This window comes from uncultured Rikenella sp., from assembly GCF_910579375.1.
Classification (GTDB): domain Bacteria; phylum Bacteroidota; class Bacteroidia; order Bacteroidales; family Rikenellaceae; genus Rikenella.
This window is the reverse complement of the sequence record NZ_CAJTUJ010000003.1, coordinates 1-18,610: the sequence shown is the minus strand read 5'-3', so window position 1 is coordinate 18,610 and position 18,610 is coordinate 1. Positions and strand designations below refer to the sequence as shown.

The 18,610-nt window shown below is 53.5% G+C and carries 21 protein-coding genes and 1 tRNA gene; 14 read left to right on the top strand and 8 right to left on the bottom strand.

Annotated elements, in window-relative coordinates; translation table 11 throughout:
* The first annotated feature begins 3 nt into the window (after positions 1-3).
* The 6 genes from QZ302_RS00685 (at position 4) to QZ302_RS00660 (ending at position 3,247) form a co-directional block, all read left to right on the top strand.
* Complete coding sequence (locus QZ302_RS00685; protein ID WP_294591366.1) at positions 4-663, top strand: RnfABCDGE type electron transport complex subunit G; 660 nt, start codon at positions 4-6, stop codon at positions 661-663.
* A 9-nt stretch (positions 664-672) separates the two neighbouring features.
* Positions 673-1,266, top strand: a complete 594-nt coding sequence (locus QZ302_RS00680; protein WP_294591364.1) for an electron transport complex subunit E — start codon at positions 673-675, stop codon at positions 1,264-1,266.
* Positions 1,267-1,306: 40 nt separating this feature from the next.
* Positions 1,307-1,879, top strand: coding sequence for an electron transport complex subunit RsxA (gene rsxA / locus QZ302_RS00675; protein ID WP_294591363.1), 573 nt, complete (start codon positions 1,307-1,309; stop codon positions 1,877-1,879).
* 90 nt (positions 1,880-1,969) lie between these two features.
* Entirely contained in the window at positions 1,970-2,164 is a 195-nt protein-coding gene (locus tag QZ302_RS00670; protein ID WP_294591361.1) for a hypothetical protein, read from the top strand.
* 151 nt (positions 2,165-2,315) lie between these two features.
* Positions 2,316-2,795, top strand: a complete 480-nt coding sequence (locus QZ302_RS00665; RefSeq protein WP_294591359.1) for a DUF456 domain-containing protein — start codon at positions 2,316-2,318, stop codon at positions 2,793-2,795.
* 146 nt (positions 2,796-2,941) lie between these two features.
* Positions 2,942-3,247: a DUF4180 domain-containing protein gene (locus QZ302_RS00660; RefSeq protein WP_294591357.1), complete on the top strand. Its 306-nt coding sequence runs from the start codon at positions 2,942-2,944 to the stop codon at positions 3,245-3,247.
* A 207-nt stretch (positions 3,248-3,454) separates the two neighbouring features.
* Here the strand turns inward: QZ302_RS00660 and QZ302_RS00655 are convergent, their stop codons facing one another.
* On the bottom strand, positions 3,455-4,114 hold the full coding sequence (locus QZ302_RS00655; protein ID WP_294591355.1) for an OmpH family outer membrane protein: 660 nt from the start codon (positions 4,112-4,114) through the stop codon (positions 3,455-3,457).
* 129 nt (positions 4,115-4,243) lie between these two features.
* On the opposite strand from QZ302_RS00655, the gene ruvA reads away from it, so the two are divergent.
* Positions 4,244-4,834: a Holliday junction branch migration protein RuvA gene (ruvA, locus tag QZ302_RS00650; RefSeq protein ID WP_294591353.1), complete on the top strand. Its 591-nt coding sequence runs from the start codon at positions 4,244-4,246 to the stop codon at positions 4,832-4,834.
* A 127-nt stretch (positions 4,835-4,961) separates the two neighbouring features.
* Complete coding sequence (locus tag QZ302_RS00645) at positions 4,962-7,202, top strand: inorganic phosphate transporter (RefSeq protein WP_294591427.1); 2,241 nt, start codon at positions 4,962-4,964, stop codon at positions 7,200-7,202.
* Between the two features lie 408 nt (positions 7,203-7,610).
* On the opposite strand, the gene QZ302_RS00640 is transcribed toward QZ302_RS00645, so the two are convergent.
* The 6 genes from QZ302_RS00640 to QZ302_RS00615 all read right to left on the bottom strand — a co-directional run bounded on the left by QZ302_RS00640 (position 7,611) and on the right by QZ302_RS00615 (position 14,779).
* Positions 7,611-8,519, bottom strand: a complete 909-nt coding sequence (locus QZ302_RS00640; RefSeq protein ID WP_294591351.1) for a fimbrillin family protein — start codon at positions 8,517-8,519, stop codon at positions 7,611-7,613.
* A 68-nt stretch (positions 8,520-8,587) separates the two neighbouring features.
* Positions 8,588-9,499 (bottom strand): fimbrillin family protein, encoded by a 912-nt coding sequence (locus QZ302_RS00635; protein ID WP_294591349.1) that lies wholly within the window; start codon positions 9,497-9,499, stop codon positions 8,588-8,590.
* 76 nt (positions 9,500-9,575) lie between these two features.
* Positions 9,576-10,559 (bottom strand): DUF5119 domain-containing protein, encoded by a 984-nt coding sequence (locus tag QZ302_RS00630; RefSeq protein WP_294591347.1) that lies wholly within the window; start codon positions 10,557-10,559, stop codon positions 9,576-9,578.
* A gap of 31 nt (positions 10,560-10,590) precedes the next feature.
* Complete coding sequence (locus QZ302_RS00625) at positions 10,591-12,840, bottom strand: DUF3575 domain-containing protein (RefSeq protein ID WP_294591346.1); 2,250 nt, start codon at positions 12,838-12,840, stop codon at positions 10,591-10,593.
* A 330-nt stretch (positions 12,841-13,170) separates the two neighbouring features.
* Positions 13,171-13,244: transfer RNA gene (locus tag QZ302_RS00620), tRNA-Asp, on the bottom strand.
* Between the two features lie 125 nt (positions 13,245-13,369).
* Positions 13,370-14,779 (bottom strand): DHA2 family efflux MFS transporter permease subunit, encoded by a 1,410-nt coding sequence (locus QZ302_RS00615; RefSeq protein WP_294591344.1) that lies wholly within the window; start codon positions 14,777-14,779, stop codon positions 13,370-13,372.
* A 324-nt stretch (positions 14,780-15,103) separates the two neighbouring features.
* Between QZ302_RS00615 and QZ302_RS00610 the strand changes: the two genes are divergently transcribed.
* From QZ302_RS00610 to QZ302_RS00595, 4 genes are all read left to right on the top strand, one after another.
* Positions 15,104-15,250 carry a hypothetical protein gene (locus QZ302_RS00610; RefSeq protein WP_294591342.1) on the top strand — a complete coding sequence of 49 codons (147 nt, stop codon included), beginning with the start codon at positions 15,104-15,106 and terminating at the stop codon, positions 15,248-15,250.
* Positions 15,251-15,387: 137 nt separating this feature from the next.
* Positions 15,388-15,537, top strand: coding sequence for a hypothetical protein (locus tag QZ302_RS00605; protein WP_294591340.1), 150 nt, complete (start codon positions 15,388-15,390; stop codon positions 15,535-15,537).
* 106 nt (positions 15,538-15,643) lie between these two features.
* The gene (locus QZ302_RS00600) at positions 15,644-16,309 is read left to right on the top strand and encodes an MBL fold metallo-hydrolase (protein WP_294591338.1); all 666 of its coding nucleotides are present in this window, start codon (positions 15,644-15,646) and stop codon (positions 16,307-16,309) included.
* Positions 16,251-16,745, top strand: a complete 495-nt coding sequence (locus QZ302_RS00595) for a WG repeat-containing protein (protein ID WP_294591336.1) — start codon at positions 16,251-16,253, stop codon at positions 16,743-16,745. The genes QZ302_RS00600 and QZ302_RS00595 overlap by 59 nt, the downstream gene beginning before the upstream one ends.
* Here the strand turns inward: QZ302_RS00595 and QZ302_RS00590 are convergent.
* Positions 16,739-18,028, bottom strand: a complete 1,290-nt coding sequence (locus tag QZ302_RS00590; RefSeq protein ID WP_294591334.1) for a malic enzyme-like NAD(P)-binding protein — start codon at positions 18,026-18,028, stop codon at positions 16,739-16,741. The genes QZ302_RS00595 and QZ302_RS00590 overlap by 7 nt on opposite strands.
* Positions 18,029-18,050: 22 nt before the next feature.
* On the opposite strand from QZ302_RS00590, the gene QZ302_RS00585 reads away from it, so the two are divergent.
* Both QZ302_RS00585 and QZ302_RS00580 read left to right on the top strand, forming a co-directional pair.
* Positions 18,051-18,305 (top strand): hypothetical protein, encoded by a 255-nt coding sequence (locus tag QZ302_RS00585; RefSeq protein WP_294591332.1) that lies wholly within the window; start codon positions 18,051-18,053, stop codon positions 18,303-18,305.
* A gap of 42 nt (positions 18,306-18,347) precedes the next feature.
* Positions 18,348-18,500, top strand: coding sequence for a hypothetical protein (locus QZ302_RS00580; protein WP_294591330.1), 153 nt, complete (start codon positions 18,348-18,350; stop codon positions 18,498-18,500).
* The last annotated feature ends 110 nt before the right edge of the window (positions 18,501-18,610 follow it).

Here is an 18,610-nt window from a genome sequence, read left to right as displayed (position 1 = left end):
GCCATGCAAAGTTCACTCAAGAATATGGTGATCGTGCTGGGTACCATTACGTTGGTGGCCAGCGCCGCAGTCGGAGGCATCTACCTCCTGACCAAAGAGCCGATCGAAGCGGCACAGCAAAAGAAAGTCAATGACGCGATCGCACAAGTGCTGCCCGAGTTCGACAACCGACCGGCAGACAACGTTGTCGAAGTGGAAGTCGATGGAAAAATCGTGAAAATCTATCCGGCATCCAAGGATGAGAATGCAGTAGGGTATGCCGTCGAAACCTTCTCGAAAAAGGGATTCGGCGGATTGATGACCTTGATGGTCGGCTTTCTTCCGGACGGGACGATTAAGGATATCTCGGTCATCTCGCACGCCGAGACGCCTGGATTGGGAGATAAGATTCAGAAATCCAAATCGAACTTCGCCGTCCAGTTTGAGGGAAAAAATCCGGAATCGTTTCGGCTCGCCGTGCGGAAGGACGGGGGAGATGTGGACGCCATCACGGCATCGACCATTTCGTCGAAAGCCTTTACTGATGCGGTGGAACGGGCATATCTCGTTTTGCAGGGATATTTGCAGGGCGATTCCGCGGAAGAGGCGGTAGAAGCCGTTTCGGGAGCGACGGCAACACACAACTATACGAACGACGAGCACAAACAGGAAGAGGGGAGGTAAGAGAAAGCCATGAACAAATTGCAACTGATTACCAAAGGGTTAATTAAAGAGAATCCGACATTCGTCCTGCTGTTGGGGATGTGCCCCACGTTGGGAACGACCACCTCGGCCATTAACGGGATGAGTATGGGACTCGCGACGATGTTCGTGCTCATTATGTCGAACATCGTGGTATCGCTGGTGAAAAACGTGATTCCGGCGAAGGTGCGGATACCGAGTTTCATCGTCATCATCGCTTCGTTCGTGACCGTCGTACAGCTTGTCATGCAGGCTTATGTACCCGATTTGTACAACACCTTGGGGGTATTTATTCCGCTGATCGTGGTGAACTGCATTATTCTGGGGCGGGCCGAAGCCTTCGCCTCGAAACACGGGCCTTTCGCCTCGATGCTCGACGGGCTGGGAATCGGTTTGGGCTTCACCTGCTCGCTGACCTTGCTGGGGATTGTGCGCGAGATGTTGGGCGCAGGTTCGGTGTTCGGAGCCAAATTCCTGCCGGCGGGGACGGACGGAATCCTGATCTTCGTTCTCGCACCGGGAGCGTTTATCGCGTTGGGATACCTCCTCGTGCTCTTCAACAAATTCACCGCCCGGCTGCGGTAATCGGCGGCTCTCTTATTCTCTTTGATTCGGAAAAACGACTATGGAATATTTCGTAATCATCATCAGCGCGATCTTCGTCAACAACATCGTGCTGGCGCAATTCTTGGGGATCTGCCCGTTCCTGGGCGTCTCGAACAAAGTCTCCACCTCGATGGGGATGGGGATGGCCGTGACCTTCGTCATGACCATCGCATCGTTGGTGGCTTATGTCCTGCAATACGGCGTGCTGGTTCCGCTGGGGATCGAATACATGCAGACCATCGTCTTCATTCTGGTGATCGCCGCGTTGGTGCAGATGGTGGAAATCGTGCTCAAAAAGGTGAGTCCGGCCTTGTATCAGGCGCTGGGGATTTTCCTGCCTTTGATTACGACGAACTGTGCCGTGCTCGGGGTGGCTATTTTGCTGGTACAAAAAGAGTTCAACCTGGCACAGAGCGTGGTTTTCTCGGCGGCGACCGCTTTGGGATTTACACTGGCTTTGGTACTGTTCGCCGGTTTGCGCGAAAAGCTCGAACTGACCGACGTGCCGAAAGCATTCAAAGGGGTGCCGATCGCTTTGATTGTAGCCGGGATTTTGGCCATGGCTTTCATGGGCTTCTCGGGGCTGGTGTAGACACTTTTTTAGCGGGGAGAAGTACTCTCCTCTCGCTTTCGTTTGCCAATCCCTATTCCACCGAGTTGGTTCGCGGAGGAATAGGGATTATTGCATCTTCCCGCCCCGGGCTACCGCGACCGCGGCGAGGGAACGTTGTGGAGCGTCGGCAGCTACGGGTACAGTCAGTCATCATGGACGAACGGCCATAACGGCGTATGGTTAGAATTTCGTCCCACACTGCTTGATCCCAGCTTCACGTTCAGCCGCGCCTACGGTCTTCCGTTGCGTTGCCTCTCGGAATAAACGGGAGTGTTATACACGCAAAAATCAAAAAATACCCTACCTTTATTCCCGTATTCCCGGACACAACCCGCACAAGCGAATCGGCGTACGCATACTTCCGTGTCGGCACCCGATGAGGTCGCCCAACGAAACCATTCAATGAATTAGCCCTATGGATCTCTTTTTGATTATTCTCGCCTTTATTATTCTGCTGCTCGGTCTGATCGGATCGATCGTGCCGGCTCTTCCCGGCGTACCGCTGGCCTATCTGAGCCTCTGGATCGGACGGTGGAGCGGCTATACGCCTTTCAGCGACAACTTCATGCTCATTATGACCGGCGTCTGTCTGGTCGTTTTCTTGGCGGACTACTTTTTACCTCCGCTGATCCTGAAACGCGCCGGAGGCAGCAGTGCCGCGACCTGGGGTTCGATTATCGGGATGATTCTCGGCCTGTTTTTTCTGCCCATCGGGATGCTGTTCGGCATGATACTGGGCGCCTTTCTGGGCGAACTGTGGTACGCGAAAAAATCGGGCGGCGCAGCCTTGAAAGCTGCTGTCGGCACTTTCATCGGTTTTTTGCTCGGTACAGGGCTGAAACTGTTGCTCTGCTTCTACATCCTCTACCGGATGGTGGTCGCTCTCACGGCATAAAGAAATATGAAAGTTGTCTCTCTATCGCCCCAATAAGCCATATAATATGACATTTCGTTCGGTAACAAGAAACCACATTACATGCGCAATAGTAGAAAGTGATTCCATAGTCATCACAGATGCCCAATCGGCACTTGACTTATATAATGACCGCACAATATGAAGTAGAAACAAAGAACATCGTGATAGATAAAAAGTTGATTACGGAAGACTTCTTTGTCCTCAGCAGTGGCATTGCAGGGGAAATCTTGCAGAAATATATAAATTACGGGGGAAGGATTGCAGTATATGGTGATTATTCACACTATACAAGCCAACCGCTGAAGGATTTCATTTATGAGAGCAATAAAGGGAAAGATATTATTTTCATAGACACGAAGGAAGCTGCGGTGAATATGTTAACGAAAGGAAAACAGGGAGTCCTGAAGACAAACGCCTCGAAAGGTAAATAATTATGTATAATCGCCCGATATCCGCCTTCACCGCCTCCTCGTCTGTCGCCAGCAACGCATATTTTCCGACAACCCCAAAGCATATTTTCCCCGCTTCTGCACACCCTTAGCCATCATACTACATAACTCCATACAAAAAAGGCCTCCCGTGAAAAGAGGCCCTTGTCGCGAAAAATTGCGTTCAATCTATTCTGTCATACCAACGAACTACTTCGTCGCCGCCTGCTTCATCGTATCCAGCTGAAGACGGTACTCGTCATTCAGCCCCTTCAGCAAGTCGTCCGTAATGTTCAACGACGGATCGGCCAGCAAAACCGTATTCCCACCCTGCGTACTGATAATCATGCTGTATTTCTTCTCTGCATTGTATTTCCGCACATACTGCATGATCGCCTCGCTGATCCGGTTCATCGTTACCGCCTCTTCTTCCGCCAACTCCTGCATCTTCCGATCCCGATAGTCCATCACCGCCTGCTGTTTCTTCTGTAATCCCGCTTCGATGTCCTGTGCCTGGAACCGCGTAATCAACCCCTTCTGCGCCTTCTCCTGATAGTCGCGCATCTCGCGCTCCAGACTCCGCCCCTTTGCCGTCAGTTCATTCTGCGCCTTTTTGCTCTTTTCGGCCAGAGCGTCCAGCAAATCCTTCGCCAACCCATAGCCGCTCATAACGGAGTCGATCTGTACGTAAACGATCTTTCCGTTATATTCGATCGCGTCCGTCGTCGCAGTCGTTTGCGCAGAATCCGCCGCATTCGCTGCCCCCGTCGTCGAATCCCCCTTATTCGAAGAGGTTCCGCAGCCGACGAAAACCGATCCCAGCGTCAAAGCCGCTGCCAACGATACGATGTTGAGTGTCATTTTATTCATTCCCGTTAAAATATTGAGTTTCCGATTTTATGGTGCAAATATGGTAAAAATATTCCATCTCCCCGCGCGGTTTCCCGAAATCTCCGGGAAAAAGTTATCTTTGTTCCGGGCTCACTCACTCCAACTTTTATGTACGAATACATCAAAGGCCGAATCGCCGAACTGACCCCCACCTATGTCGTCATCGAAGCGGCAGGGATCGGCTACCTGCTCCAAATCTCGTTGCAAACCTACACCGCCATTAGCTCGGTGACCGAAACGACCCTCTACATCCACCACATCCAACGCGAAGACGCCCAGATATTCTTCGGGTTCAGCCAGCAGAAAGAGCGCGAACTCTTCCGCCTGCTGCTCTCCGTATCGGGAGTCGGGGCCAATACCGCCCGGATCATGCTCTCGTCGTACGGGGTGGAGGATATGGTACAGATCATCGCCACGGGTAATGTGGGAGCTTTAAAAAGCGTCAAGGGGATCGGCGCAAAGACCGCCGAACGGGCCATTGTCGACCTGAGAAACAAAGTGCTCAACGTGGCGGCCGTGTCGGATGCCGCGCCGGGCATCTTCGCCGAAGTGACCGAAAACATCGACGAAGCGATATCGGCTCTCACCATTCTCGGCTATCCGAAATCGGCCTGCGAAAAGGTCGTCAAGGCGATCTGCCGCGAAAATCCGTCACTCACTGCCGAAGCCATTATTCGCCAGGCACTTACCCAACTGTAACCGCACAATCGCCTATCGTATCTTGGTAAATCGAGATTAATTCGGTATTTTCGTCGGGGATTTCGGTCGATGGGCCCGAAAAGCTTTTCGCCGCCCCGCCTTTTTAACCACACACCTTGTGTCTTCTATGGACAATATCTATCTGTTTGTCTTGGTGATTCTGATGGCTCTCGCCGTTTCCGACCTTGTAGTGGGAGTTTCGAACGACGCCGTCAATTTCCTAAACTCGGCCTTAGGCTCGAAAGCCGCGCCGCGATACGTCATCCTGCTCGTCGCTTCGGCAGGGATTCTCCTCGGCTCCATTTTCTCCAGCGGTATGATGGAAGTGGCACGCCGGGGAGTTTTCTTTCCCGAAAACTTCTACTTCCACGAGATGATGATGATCTTCCTTGCAGTCATGTTCACCGACGTGATCCTGCTGGATATGTTCAATACTTTCGGGCTTCCTACCTCGACCACCGTATCGCTCGTATTCGAACTGCTGGGCTCTGCCGTGGCTGTAGCACTTGTAAAAATCTGGAATGCAGGGGGAAGCATGGCAGAACTGCCCATCTACATCAACTCCGGAAAGGCATTGGGGATCATATCGGGAATATTGACATCCGTCATCGTCGCATTCATTACCGGTACCGTGGTCATGTACGTGACCCGCGTGATCTTCTCGTTCCATTACCAGAAATCATTTCGCTACATCGGGCCGCTGTGGTGCGGGATCGCACTTACGGCGATCTCATACTTCGCCATCTTCAAAGGGATGAAAGACACCTCGATCATGCCGCACGAACTGATGGCGTGGATGAACGCCCACACGGGATTGATGATGGTCTACTGTTTTATCGGATGGACTATCCTGATGGGCCTGATCCATTACTTATTTAAGATCAACATCCTCAAGCTGACGGTATTGGCGGGAACTTTGTCGTTGGCGCTGGCTTTTGCGGGTAATGACCTGGTGAATTTTATCGGGGTATTCGTGGCGGGTTTCGACTCCTACAACATTGCTTCGAATGCGGCGGCTGCGGGAGTTGATATTTCAACCCTCAAAATGTCGGAACTGGCAGGGGCCGTACCTGCCAATCCGCTGATCCTGTTCATCGGGGGGCTGATTATGGTCATCACCATCTGGCTCTCGAAGAAAGCCCGGTCGGTTTCCGACACCGAAATCAATCTGGCACGGCAGGACGATGGAGTAGAGCGATTCGGCTCTACGTCGCTGTCGCGGGCCTTGGTGCGCGGAGCGGTCAATTTTAACAAAAATTTCGCCAAATACGTGCCGGAACGGGCACAACGGTTCCTCGCGCGGCGATTCGAGCCGATGGCGGTGATCGAAGCAGCGGAGAAAGCACCGTTCGACTTGATCCGGGCCACGGTCAATCTGGCGGTCGCTTCGATCCTGATCGCATCGGCCACTTCGTTGCGGTTGCCGCTTTCGACCACCTACGTTACTTTCATGGTGGCGATGGGTTCTTCGCTGGCCGACCGCGCATGGGGACGCGAAAGCGCCGTGTATCGGATCACGGGGGTATTGACGGTGATCTCGGGCTGGTTCCTGACGGCGGCGGTGGCGTTTACGGTGGCGTTTATCGTCGGGCTAGTGCTGATGTACGGCGGAAATATCTCCATCTACGGGCTGGCGGCGGTCTGCGCTTTCATCCTGTTCCAGAGCAAGGTGCTCTTCTCGCGGCGGCAGAAGAAAGCGGCAGCGCGCGAAGCCATGTACAACGGGGATGACAAGGAATTGAACATTGTGGATGAATCGACGCAGGAGATTTGCAACGCCATGCAGACGATGACCAAGCTCTATCAGGAGACGATCGAGGGGCTGGCGAGCGAAGACCGTCGGAAACTGAAAGATACGATGCGGGCGGCGGAGCAGATGTATCAGGAGGCACACGAGCGGAAGTATCGGTTACTGCCGATCTTGCGCAAGCTGGAGGCCAACAACATCGATACGGCTCACTATTACGTTCAGGTGGCGGACTACGTGAACGAAGTGGCGAAGGCATTGGTGCATATCACGCGGCCGAGCTTCGACCACATCGACAACAACCACGAGGGATTGAGTCCGGCACAGTTGTCCGATCTGCAAGAGATCAACAAACGGGTTTCGGATATTTACGACGAGATTATCCGGATGTTGCAGACCAAAGATTTCAGCCATTTGGACGATGCGTTGCAACACCGGGACGAGTTGTTCGAGATACTGGCCAAGGCGATCAAAAACCAGATTTATCGAGTACGGGACAATGCGTCGAGCTCTCGGAGCAGTATGCTGTATCTCGACATCATCAACGAGACGAAAACGATGGTGCTTCAGTCCAGGAATTTGCTGAAGGCTCAGAAGCATTTCTTAGCGGCGGATGAATAGTCCGGCGCCGATCACGACATACGGGCAAAATTCCGTTTCGAAAATCCGACCCTTTGTCTCTTTCCGAGGCAAAGGGTTATTTTTTCCAACCTATTAGATGCTTCTGGGAGTTAACAAGGATATGGAAAGCAGCGTCGGAACGGGGTAAAACGATCGATAATCAGAGATTCAATATTCTGGAAACTCTCTCTTTCGACTAGGCCTACTTATTACAAGGAGAGATTCATAGATTTACTTCAACAATGAATGATCCGTGCGACATTTTACTCGCGGTTCAGCAACCTGATTTCCCAATATGTGTCCGAATAGGGTAGAGTACTACTAAATTTCCACCGTCAGAAACCCACAAAAACAGTAGGGGTCGGTATTCTCAAGAATACCGACCCCTTATCCATTTTTACCTTAAATCTATTTGATAATCACATCGTTGCCAGCCGCTACATCTTCCCAATCCACCACCTCTGGATCGAATTTAACCGGTGCTTCACCATTCGGATTCAGCGTAATGGTATAGAGATAAGATTTCCCCGGTTTGAGAGTCAAGGTATAAGAACCGGTAAACGTAGGCTGATCCGGAACACCCGTCACAGTCGCATTCACGGTCATCTTATCACCCGTCGCCAGAACATACGATTTCGCGCCCGTCTTATCCGTCAATTTCTCGGTCGGATCCGCCCCCGTAATCTTCCCCGTCTCCAAATCCAATGTCCCGGTCTTATAAAAACCGGTAACTGTCATCTGGGCATTGCTCAAATCCATCGTCGTCCCAGCCTTCGGTTTCAATTTGAACCCGACCTGTGCTCCGGCATGTCTGAATTCCAAGTTCACCCGTGTCGCCCCCGGCACTGCTTTTACCGTCTTCTTCCCCCACAAGATATCCGTTCCATGATTCACCGGTATTCGATGAGCGTCGCTCACGGTCTGAACCTGCGGTGAATAGGCCAAGATATCATACTGAATCCCCGAGGTCAGAATCACGCCACCTGTGCCCCCCGATAGAACAATCTGTCCGCTGGAATTACAAACGAACGGCAGATTTTTCCACTCTGCTGCATTCAAATCCCCCGCACCCGCAGTCTCCGGAGTATTCCGAATATAGACTCCCAAAGAGGTACTGGCCGGCAATTGCCCTCCCGCGCGTGTTTCCACTTGTTTTACCGCCGAGACAGAGGAAGCGGTCTCAGGATCATTGTCGCTGAATGTCACTTCTCCGTTCAAAATCAATTCAGAAGGAACTTTTTGATCCCTTTCCGTATCTTTTTTGGTACAACCGGTCACTGTCAGAAAAAGAGCCGCAAGTACGTAAAACGTTTTCATAATCTCACTCTCGATATTTGAAGATAATGATACCCCCCAAAGGGGGCAGATTTCTATGCGCTTTGGTGTTATTGTCCGAGTTCCAAATCTCCCTCTTCGTCTTCTTCCCACGGAAGCAATGTACTGTCATCCAGATCCAAATCGGTGTCCAAATCGAGTACTTTAATCTTGACCTGATAATGTCTTCCGGCTTCGAACTTCTTCTTATAGACACCCGAGAAGGTAGTTCCGTCGGCCAAAGTCACTTCCGCGTTCAACTGCAAATTTTCTCCCGGCACGAAATAGATTACATCGGTCTTCAGATCAGTATTATTGATCCCGGTCAAAACGATCGTCGGATCAACCGCCCCGAGGGTCATCGCACCGGTGGTCAAATCTACGGTCCCGTCCTTAACAAACCCCGTCACCTTGAATGTCGCTCCCGCCAAGTTCACAGAATTTCCCTCTCCGGTAGTCCCGCCATCCACCAGTTCGAATTCGATCTGCGATACTTTATGTTGAAAGGTCAATGCCGTGCTATGTGTCTTCGCATTGGGTTTCTCACCGGCGCTCTTCGCCCAGATCATATCGTTCCCATGCGCGACTTTTACTCCGTTCGCAGCCACCACCGCCGGATCATGCGGCCCGTAAGCGATCATATCGTATTCCCAACCCGTGGTCAAGATAATCGGAGCGCCGGTATTAATCAACGCCCCCGACGCATCGGACACATGCTTCAAATTGGACACCCCCGCCGTCCCCACATTTTCGCCCGAAGTCCGATTCACCACATATATCCCGGTTTCGAAATTATTCGCCAACGGTTGGGTAGTGGTCGCCTTCTGCGCCTTGGTCACTCCCATTTGCTGGGTTTTTCCGGTCAGCAACAACTGAGATTTTTCTCCCGCCGGAATCTCCAGTTCCTTTTTGGTACAACCGCTCACTCCTACAGCCACGGCGCATATCGCCGTCAGTGCCGAGAACCAAGTGATTTTTTTCATGATCATCTATATTTCCCCCCGATTAATTTTAGTTCGTATCCAACAGTCTCCCCCCGTTTCTCACCCCGCCTATCACCTAATTCCCCGCACCGCTGGTATTTGGCCGGTTATTCACGATCATATCGTCGGTAGTCACCTCGAAATCGGTGATTTGAGCCGTAAATCCGCCTTGAGAAGTAGCCGAAACTTCCACATCGATATCAATCGTTATTTCGATGGCATCCGGATTATCGATAATTTCCGGCCCAATCTCTGCTTCGATTTGCTGCGAGCCGCCATTGTCGAAATTCAAATCCAACCGCACGCTATTCGATCCCTGACTCTCTCCTTCCGAAGGCCGGATTCCGAAGACCAAAGCATTCGCCGAATAGAGCACAGAGCCATCCACCTGCTCCACCTGATGGTTCAAAGGTACCACCGCTTTATATCCCCCCGTACACTCTCCGGAGCACAACCGGATCGAAGAAGCCACTCCAGTCAAAGCCATCTGTAAGCCGGTCACCTTATCCGCATCGCCATTCACAAGAATCTTTACCACCACCCGCTGTACCCGCGGTGCCGGCGCCAATGTGGTCACGACGGTATCTTCTTTCGCAACGGTCAATTCCGCGAACTGTCCGCTATAAAGCCATCCGCCCGCCTCCTTGATCCACTCATCCTCTTCCAAAGCCTTGTTATTCAACGGCAGCGCATAAGCATATGCCTTTTCAAAGCTTTCAATATCGGCAAATTTGATCCCTTCGATCCCTTCGTTAAAAGCCAATACTTTATATTTCCCCGATGCTACCGTCCCCTGATAAGAGCCGTCTTCTCCGGTCTCACCGTGATACAGTTTGCTGCCATCTTCGTTATAGAGGTAGACCGACATTTTCTCCGGCGCCGTCGTTCCTTCGACTTTGTTTTTCCAGTCGAAATTCACAATCACGCGCCCTTCGTCCGGTTTGGTGTACAAATTCCGTCTGACACACGATGTCGTCCCCAAACCGCTCCAAGCAGCCGCCACAGCCATGACAATCACCCCCAGCTTTTTCGATCTTCCGAAATGTAGTATCTTGTTCATGATAAATCTGCGTTTCCCTATTCAAAAATTACTACCGGCCCAAGCCGAAACGGTATACCAATGAAACTTTCGCTCCCGTCAGACCGAAATAGTTGGCCGACTTCGACGATTCATATATATAGGTCGAAACTTCTTTGTGGTAACGGTCGTAATTCGCCCGTACATATCCCCCTCGCAAGCCGAGTTCCATCCCGAAGTGAGGAGTGAAAGGCAGATAGCCCCCTACCGAAATCCCGGCACCGTAGTAGTCCCCGGTCTTACCGCCCGTAAGGCGATCTTTGGACATGTAGTCGAACTGTCCCAAGTGTCCATATACCCCAACGTACAAGCCACGATATTGTCCCGCTTTCCGGGTTGTCCAATAACGTACTTCCGGGCTGATTTCGTTGACAGCGTAGTGCTTCTTGTAGAGGTTCATGTTCCAATCGGTATAAACCCCTTCGACCATCGCCGACCAACGTTTAGCGAAGTAGAATTCGACTTCGGCATTCGCCGCAACTCCCGCCCAGTAAGCCAGGTTAGTCTTCGCCGCCACCAACGGCCGTACCAAAGTCATCGGCTCATGCGCCGTTTTGATTTTGGCCGGTTTTTCCGCTTTCACCGGTTTAACAGGCTTAACCTTTACCGGTTTAACCTCTTCTTTTTCTTTCACTTTTGCGGTTTCGACCTCTTCGACCGGTACCACTTCGATAGCCACTGCTTTCGACGGCTTGACAGGCTTCACCTTCACCGGTTTAACCTCTTCTTTTTCTTTCTCTTTGATCTCTTCTTTGGCCACGACTTCAGCCGGTACGATCGGCGTAACGGCGATCACTTCTTCCTCTACCTTGATCTTCTCTTTTTCTTTCGCTACTACGACCGGTTTCTGTTTAGCCAGTTTTTCCGCTTTCACCGGTTTCGCTTCCACAACCGTTCCTGCTTTCGCCGGCTTCATTTTAATCTTCTTCGCATCCGCCATCCCTGCCACGAAAGCCGAGCTACCTGAAATTTCGAGCTCCATAATCGCCTTCTGTTTGGCATTCGAAGAGCGCAAGAGGGTAGTGCTGATCTCTTCCAACACCACTTTATTGGTCTTGTCGTCGGTTCTGTTCCCCAACTCCAGACCGGCGATATTCGTCGCACCGCCTCTCCCCGCAGGAACGGTCGCCGTAGCAGTCGCTCCTTGTTCTTTGAGGAGTTGCTGTACGAGCGCATCGATCTCCGGATTGCGTCCCTGCTGTGCATAGCTGTTATCCGCTACCACCGCCGGCCGCACAGGCTGCACGTTCGAAACCTTCGGAGTCTCTACCACAACCGCAGGAGCAGGAGCCACCGCAGTCGCCTCTTGTTTCCGTTTCACTTCCAGCTGGGCCAATGAGTCGATAAAGCGCTGCAATTCCGCATCCAGAGCTTTCTTTTCCTCTTTGGTCGGTTCCCACAACGGTTCCGCCGGAGCAACAGGCGTTACAGCAACCGCTTCCGACTGCCGAACCGGTTCCTTCTTATAATCGTCTTTCGGGGTCGATTTATTATTATCGACCGGCAAAATTACTTCCGACTCCCGCTCTGCAACCACCGGTTTCGTCTGAGCAGGCTGCTGCGGTTCCGCCGGACGCGCAACGACCACTTCCTGCCGCGGTTGTTCCTTAGCCGAGAAAGCGTGTTTCGGCACTACTTCAACCGCCACCTGCTGCGGTTCGCGATGAGTGTCCGCCTGAGCCGCCGTTTGCTGCTGCCGCGAAGTCGTTCCGAAGACGTTGCTTCCGCCGAACGGCGACATATATCGACTTTCGTCGCTCCCCATCGTCCCACCGCCGTTGGTCGTACCTTTCTTCGCCAGGCTCGACCCGTTCATATAAACGGTAACGGTCACCTTTTTCAACATCCCGAATACCTGGTCCGGCATCATGACGTTGTTTTTGGCCACGACGTTCCCCGTCACGACCACCGCCTGACGCAGCTGCGAGTTCCGGATCACCGGATCGACATACGCTTTAACCGCAGACACCCGCTGTTCCGCCACATCGACGTTCCCGAGCGGGTTCGTAGCCGTCGAATAAGCGGTAATCACCACCGAGTCGATCCGTGCCGATGCCGAATTGGCCACGTCGCGCACCAATTTATCGAATTTGGCCATCGCTGCGGCATTCTGACCATAATTCACGCTCAGTTCCGAGTTCCCCAAGCCGAATGCAAAATCGACGGACTGTTTCTGCGGCGCCCCCAGCCCCTGTCCCTGCGCAAATGCCCCCCACACACAGCCCCCCAACAAGCCCAACAAAGCCGCCGTTACGATTCGCAACGACCGCTTTCTACCGTTCGAAAAATTTGATTTTCTGCGTTTTGCAAAATCCATATCCGTTCAATTTATGCCCGAATCCTCTGCGAGAGAGGATATTTCACGCGGCTAAATTAATAAATTTTAGTCAGTAATCCACACTTATTGTCAGATTTCACTTTTTTTCGTCGCCGAATCCCGGAGTTCGACGCCTGAAGCCGGCCCGCCCGAATCAGCTCGGACGGCGAAAGCAAGAGCCCTCCGACAATTTTCGTGCAAATCCCGCTCTATGTCAAAAAGGCTCATACGAAAAACGCCTCTTCCATCCACAAGAAGAGGCGTGTTAAAAACGCGCGGTGCGGACGAGACTCGAACTCGCGACCCCCTGCGTGACAGGCAGGTATTCTAACCAGCTGAACTACCGCACCGAATCCGCAATACCCGATTCGGCATTGCGAGGACAAATATAGAGTCTTCTTTTTATTCTACCAAACGTTCGACCGTTTTTTTCGCAAATTCCGCCGGACGGTATGATGCGAACGGAGGCCAAATCTTACTCTTTCTTCTTGATCCTGACGGCATTTCCGGCCGAGGGACGCAAAAAGGTGTAGCCGAACAGATGAATAACACCCAGGATGGCCACAGCAAAGAATGCCAGCCGAAAATCCAATACCGTATAGTGTCCGGGCACGCCGCCGTCGAACTGGTTGGCGAACCGCAGCATCACGGCGCCGACGGCGATCCCCATGCCGGTGGACATCTGTTGCACCGTACTATATAAGGTATTGGCCGATGTCATTTTCCGTTCGGCGATATCGGCAAAGGCGAGGGTGGTCAGCGAACTGAACTGCATCGATCGCACCAGACCGGCACAGAAGAGGGTAACCACGATCATCCAAACGGGCGTTTCGGGGGAAAACAGGGCGGTCAGAAAGGTGAAAAGAGCTACTAAGGCACCGTTTACCAATAAAATATTGCGAAAAGGGAAACGGCGGATCAGCCAGACGGTCGCGGTCTTCATCGACAGGTTGCCGGCCATCGTAGCCAGAAAGAGGAGCCCGGAACGAAAGGGACTCAGCCCGAAACCCTCCTGAAACATCAGCGGCACAAGATAAGGAAAGGCTCCGATCACGATTCGCGATACGGAACCGACCCAAACCGTAATGCTGTAGGTTCGCACCCGCATGACTGAATAGTCGATCAGCGGCGTCTCCACCCGGGCCGCGTGCTTCACGTTCCAGTAAAGCAACAGCAGGCTCAGGCCGACGACCGAACCGGAAAAGGCATACGAGATGCCTGATTTGCTGAACATTTCGACTCCGTACATAAACCCGGCCAGCGCACTCCCGCTCAACACGAACCCGCCCCAATCAAACGGCGGCTTTCGTTTCGCGTCGCGCGGCGTCTCTTCGGGAATGTAGTGCCAGGCCAACAGAATACAGGCGATTCCGATCGGCACGTTCAGGTAAAAAATCCACCTCCACGACCAAAAGGAGGTCAGATAGCCGCCCACCACGGGCCCCATAATCGGAGCGACGAGTGCCGGAATGGTAATATAGTTCATGGCGGTGGGCAAATCCTCTTTGGGCGTGGCTTTGAGCACGGCCAGCCGACCGACGGGCGACATCATGGCTCCGGCCATCCCCTGCATGATGCGATAGGCGACGAACTGCCACAAACTGTGCGAGGTGCCGCAAAGGGTAGAGGAGAGGATGAAAAAGGCGACCGAGGAGCAAAAAACGCGACGGGTTCCGAAGCGTTCGGCGATCCAGCCGCTCACGGGGATAAAAACCGCCAACGCCATCAGATAGGAGGTCACGCCGGTACTGAGCCGGATGACATCCACCCGGAACGTGTCGGCCATGGCCGGAATGGCCGTATTGACCGCGGTGGTGTCGAGAAATTGCATGAAAAACGCAACAGCTACGACCAGCGAGACTCGAATCGTCGTCTGTTTATCCATCGATAATTTGTCCGAAAAGCGCTCCGAAATTACACAATTTATGGTTTACTGCGATTCTTCGTTCAAATCAGGAAAGGGCGGGGCAGTGCCGCCCCGGGCTTCCGCGAGAGAGCCAATGGCGGGCTGAGCTACGTCGGCAACGGCGGGTTCAGCTATTCGTCGTCGGTGAGCGGCAGCAATGGGGTGTACTTGGATTTCTACGTGACGGGGCTCAATCCCAGCTACGCGTACCACCGCGGCTACGGTTTTCAGTTGCGTTGCCTCTCGGAATAAACGGAGACAAACCCCGCCCCGGGCAACCGCCTTTCGAACTCGGGCGATCTGATGGGCGTCGGCTACACCGGGTTCAGCTGGTCTTCCGTTACGGGCGGTGTCTACGGCCTGGACTTGAATTTCTTTTCGCAGCACCTCCTCACCAGCAACTCGGACAGCCGCGGCCACGGTTTTCAGTTGCGTTGCCTCTCGGAATAAACGGAAGCACGGCGTCTTTTAATGGCCGTGTCTACCCTAACTTGAAGCCGAGGCAGGCCTATTGCTTAGGGTAGAGGCGGCCGGTAAAAACACCCTGCGGGCGCGCCCCGGGCCACCGCGGTTACGGTTCAGGCTCGGTGTGGGTGGTCGGTAACGGCGGCTACAGCTGGACTTCCACTGTCAACGATATCTATGGCGTATACTTGTACTTCGACGCGACGGGACTCGGCTCAAACTATCCGGTACACCGGGCCAGCGGTCTTCAGCTGCGTTGCCTCTCGGAATAAACAGGACAGCCTCCAACCTCAGCAAAAATAGCCCCTCCATTTTCCCCAAAAACGCTCCGATTTCGGCACGAAAAATGCTACCTTTATTCCCAAACCCCCAAACATCATGAAAGCACAACCCGACACCACCGATTACTACGGCCCGATCAGCGTGACGCGTATCAGCCATGCGGCGCTTTATATAGGCTATGAGGATGAGCTAATCGCCGTCGATCCATACGGAGAGGGGGCCGATTATACGATGCTTCCGAAAGCCACGACGGTTCTCATCACCCACGATCACTATGACCATTACGACCCCGAGGCGCTACGCGCCATCGCGACCGACCAGACCGTCTTTATCGCACCGCCGAAAGCCGCAGAACGGCTGCGGGCCGACGGATTCACCCAACGGATCATCACACTGGCCAACGGCGATACGACAGACTACAACCGCTCGATCCGCATCCGGGCCCTGCCGGCCTACAACATCGTCCGGGAACGGAGACCCGGCGTACCGTTCCACCCGAAAGGGGAGGGAAACGGTTATCTGCTGACCATCGACGGAAAACGGATTTACATCGCCGGCGACACCGAACTGATTCCGGAAATGCGGGAGTTGAGCTTTATTTTTATCGCTTTTCTCCCCCTGATGCTGCCCTATACGATGAGCGAAGAGGAGTTTATCGAAGCGGCCAAAATCATCGAACCGGAATACCTCTATCCATATCATTATGAGACGGTGGATCGGGAACGGATCCAGAAACAGCTGGCCGTCGTCCGGGTACGATAAGCAGAAAACCGCCATGAACCGCCTCACCGTCATCCTCTGCGCCGGCGCGACACTTGCGCTCTGCGGCAGTTGCGCCGGTTATCGCTCCGGCCTCCGTCGCCATGATCCGAAAACCGCCGAACTGGCCGACCGGGAGAGTCGCAAAAAATACGATGCCTACCTATTCGACAACGGCCCGGATTATGTTTCGGAAGGTCTGTTTCGAATCGTAGGACGCAACGGACGAATCGGATATGCCGACACGACGGGTCGCGTCGTGATCCGACCGCACTACGAAGCCGCCTATCCGTTTCAGGACGGACACGCTACTGTGGCTCGCCAGGCACGCAAGGTCTGGATCGGCGAGCACTTCTATTGGGAGAGCGACCGATGGAAGGAGGTCGATCCCAAAGGCCGAAAAGTCAAAGGGTCGGTCTCTCTTCACCGCAATCAATAACGCCCCTGCCGGATGCGGTCGGCCAAGCGTGCCAGACCGGTCGCATAGGCCTCCCAATCCGTAATGATTTTGGTCGCGACACCCGATTCGACCGCCGCCTTGGCCACGGCCACCGAGACCGTTACAAGCAGGCGTTGATCCAACGGTTTGGGCAGCAGATAGTCCCGTCCGAAAGCCAGCTCCTCTAAATTATAGGCCCGAAGCACCTCATCCGTGACCGGCATTTTCGCCAGCCCGGCGATCGCTTGTGCCGCCGCTACTTTCATCTCCTCGTTGATAGCCGTGGCTCGTACATCCAACGCCCCGCGAAAGATGTACGGAAAACCGAGCACGTTATTGACCTGATTCGGATAGTCGCTCCGCCCGGTGGCGAAAATCAGGTCGGGACGCGACGCTTTGGCCGCTTCATACGGAATTTCCGGATCGGGATTGGCCAATGCAAAGACAATCGGGTCATCGGCCATCGTCCGCACCATCTCAGCTGTCAGCACCCCTGCTTTGGAGACGCCCAAGAAAAGATCGGCGCCGACCAAAGCTTCGGCCAGCGTATTCACCTCGCGCCGGGTCGCAAACTGTGCCTTTTTGGGCGTCAGGTTCATTCGTCGCACGCTGATCACTCCTTTGCTGTCGCACATCACCAGATTTTCGGGCCTAACCCCCAGGTGCAAATAGAGCCGCGCACAAGCTGTCGCAGCAGCTCCCGCGCCGTTCACAACGACCTGAATCCGGTCGATGCGTTTCCCCACGATCTCCAAAGCATTGAGCAGGGCGGCCGAAGTAATGATCGCCGTTCCGTGCTGGTCGTCGTGCATCAGCGGCAGGCCGACCTCTTCTTTGAGCCGTCGTTCGATTTCGAAACACTGGGGCGCTTTGATATCCTCCAGGTTGATCCCCCCGAAGGTCGGCGCAATCGCCTTGACGGTCTCCACGAACCGCTCCACATCCGTGGTGTCGATCTCGATGTCGTATACATTGATTCCGGCCAGCACCTTGAACAACAGTCCTTTCCCCTCCATCACAGGTTTTGCGGCCGCCGGGCCGATATCGCCGAGTCCCAACACAGCCGTGCCATTCGAAATCACAGCCACCAGATTGCCTTTGTTGGTATATTCGTAAATTTTCTCCGGATCGTCGTAAATTTCCATACAGGGCACCGCCACGCCCGGGGTATAAGCCATCGAGAGGTCGTGTTGGGTGGTGTAGGGTTTGGTGGGAACAACGCCCAGTTTTCCTTTGGGTTCGGAGCTATGATAGAGCAGCGCTTCTTTATCTTGCTTTTTCATCGGATGAAAGATATGATATTCAGTGGTAAAGTTAGTCAAAAAACGTCATTCGTTGTCCTCTGCAACGAATGATTCGACTCGATTTCCCCAACGTTCCGCCCCGGGTCTCCTCAGCGATGTCTCGGGCATAGTGATCGTGGGCGGTAATGGGTACAGTTGGTCTTCCGCCACAAACGGCATCTACGGCATCCGACTGGATTTCGACATGACGTGGCTCGGACCGAGTCTCGCGTACCGCCGTGTCTACGGTTTTCAGTTGCGCTGCCTCTCGGAATAAACAGAGCAAGCTGCCCCGGGCGTCCGCAACAGTACTTCGGGCATGCTGGAGCTCGTCGGCAGCGGCAGCGCCAGCTGGTCTGCTTCAATTAGCGACACCAACGGCATAAACTTGGGCTTCGGTGTGACGTGGCTCGTTCTCAACGATGCGAATGCTCGTGGCTTCGGTCTTCCGTTGCGTTGCCTCTCGGAATAAACGGGGGCCGAGCAGCACGTAAAACTGGCTATATATAGCTGAACTTTAGCGGGCCGGAGCCAGCGTGGGCCAAACGAGCACCGCGAAGTGGCGGCCCTACGCCGGGGGTG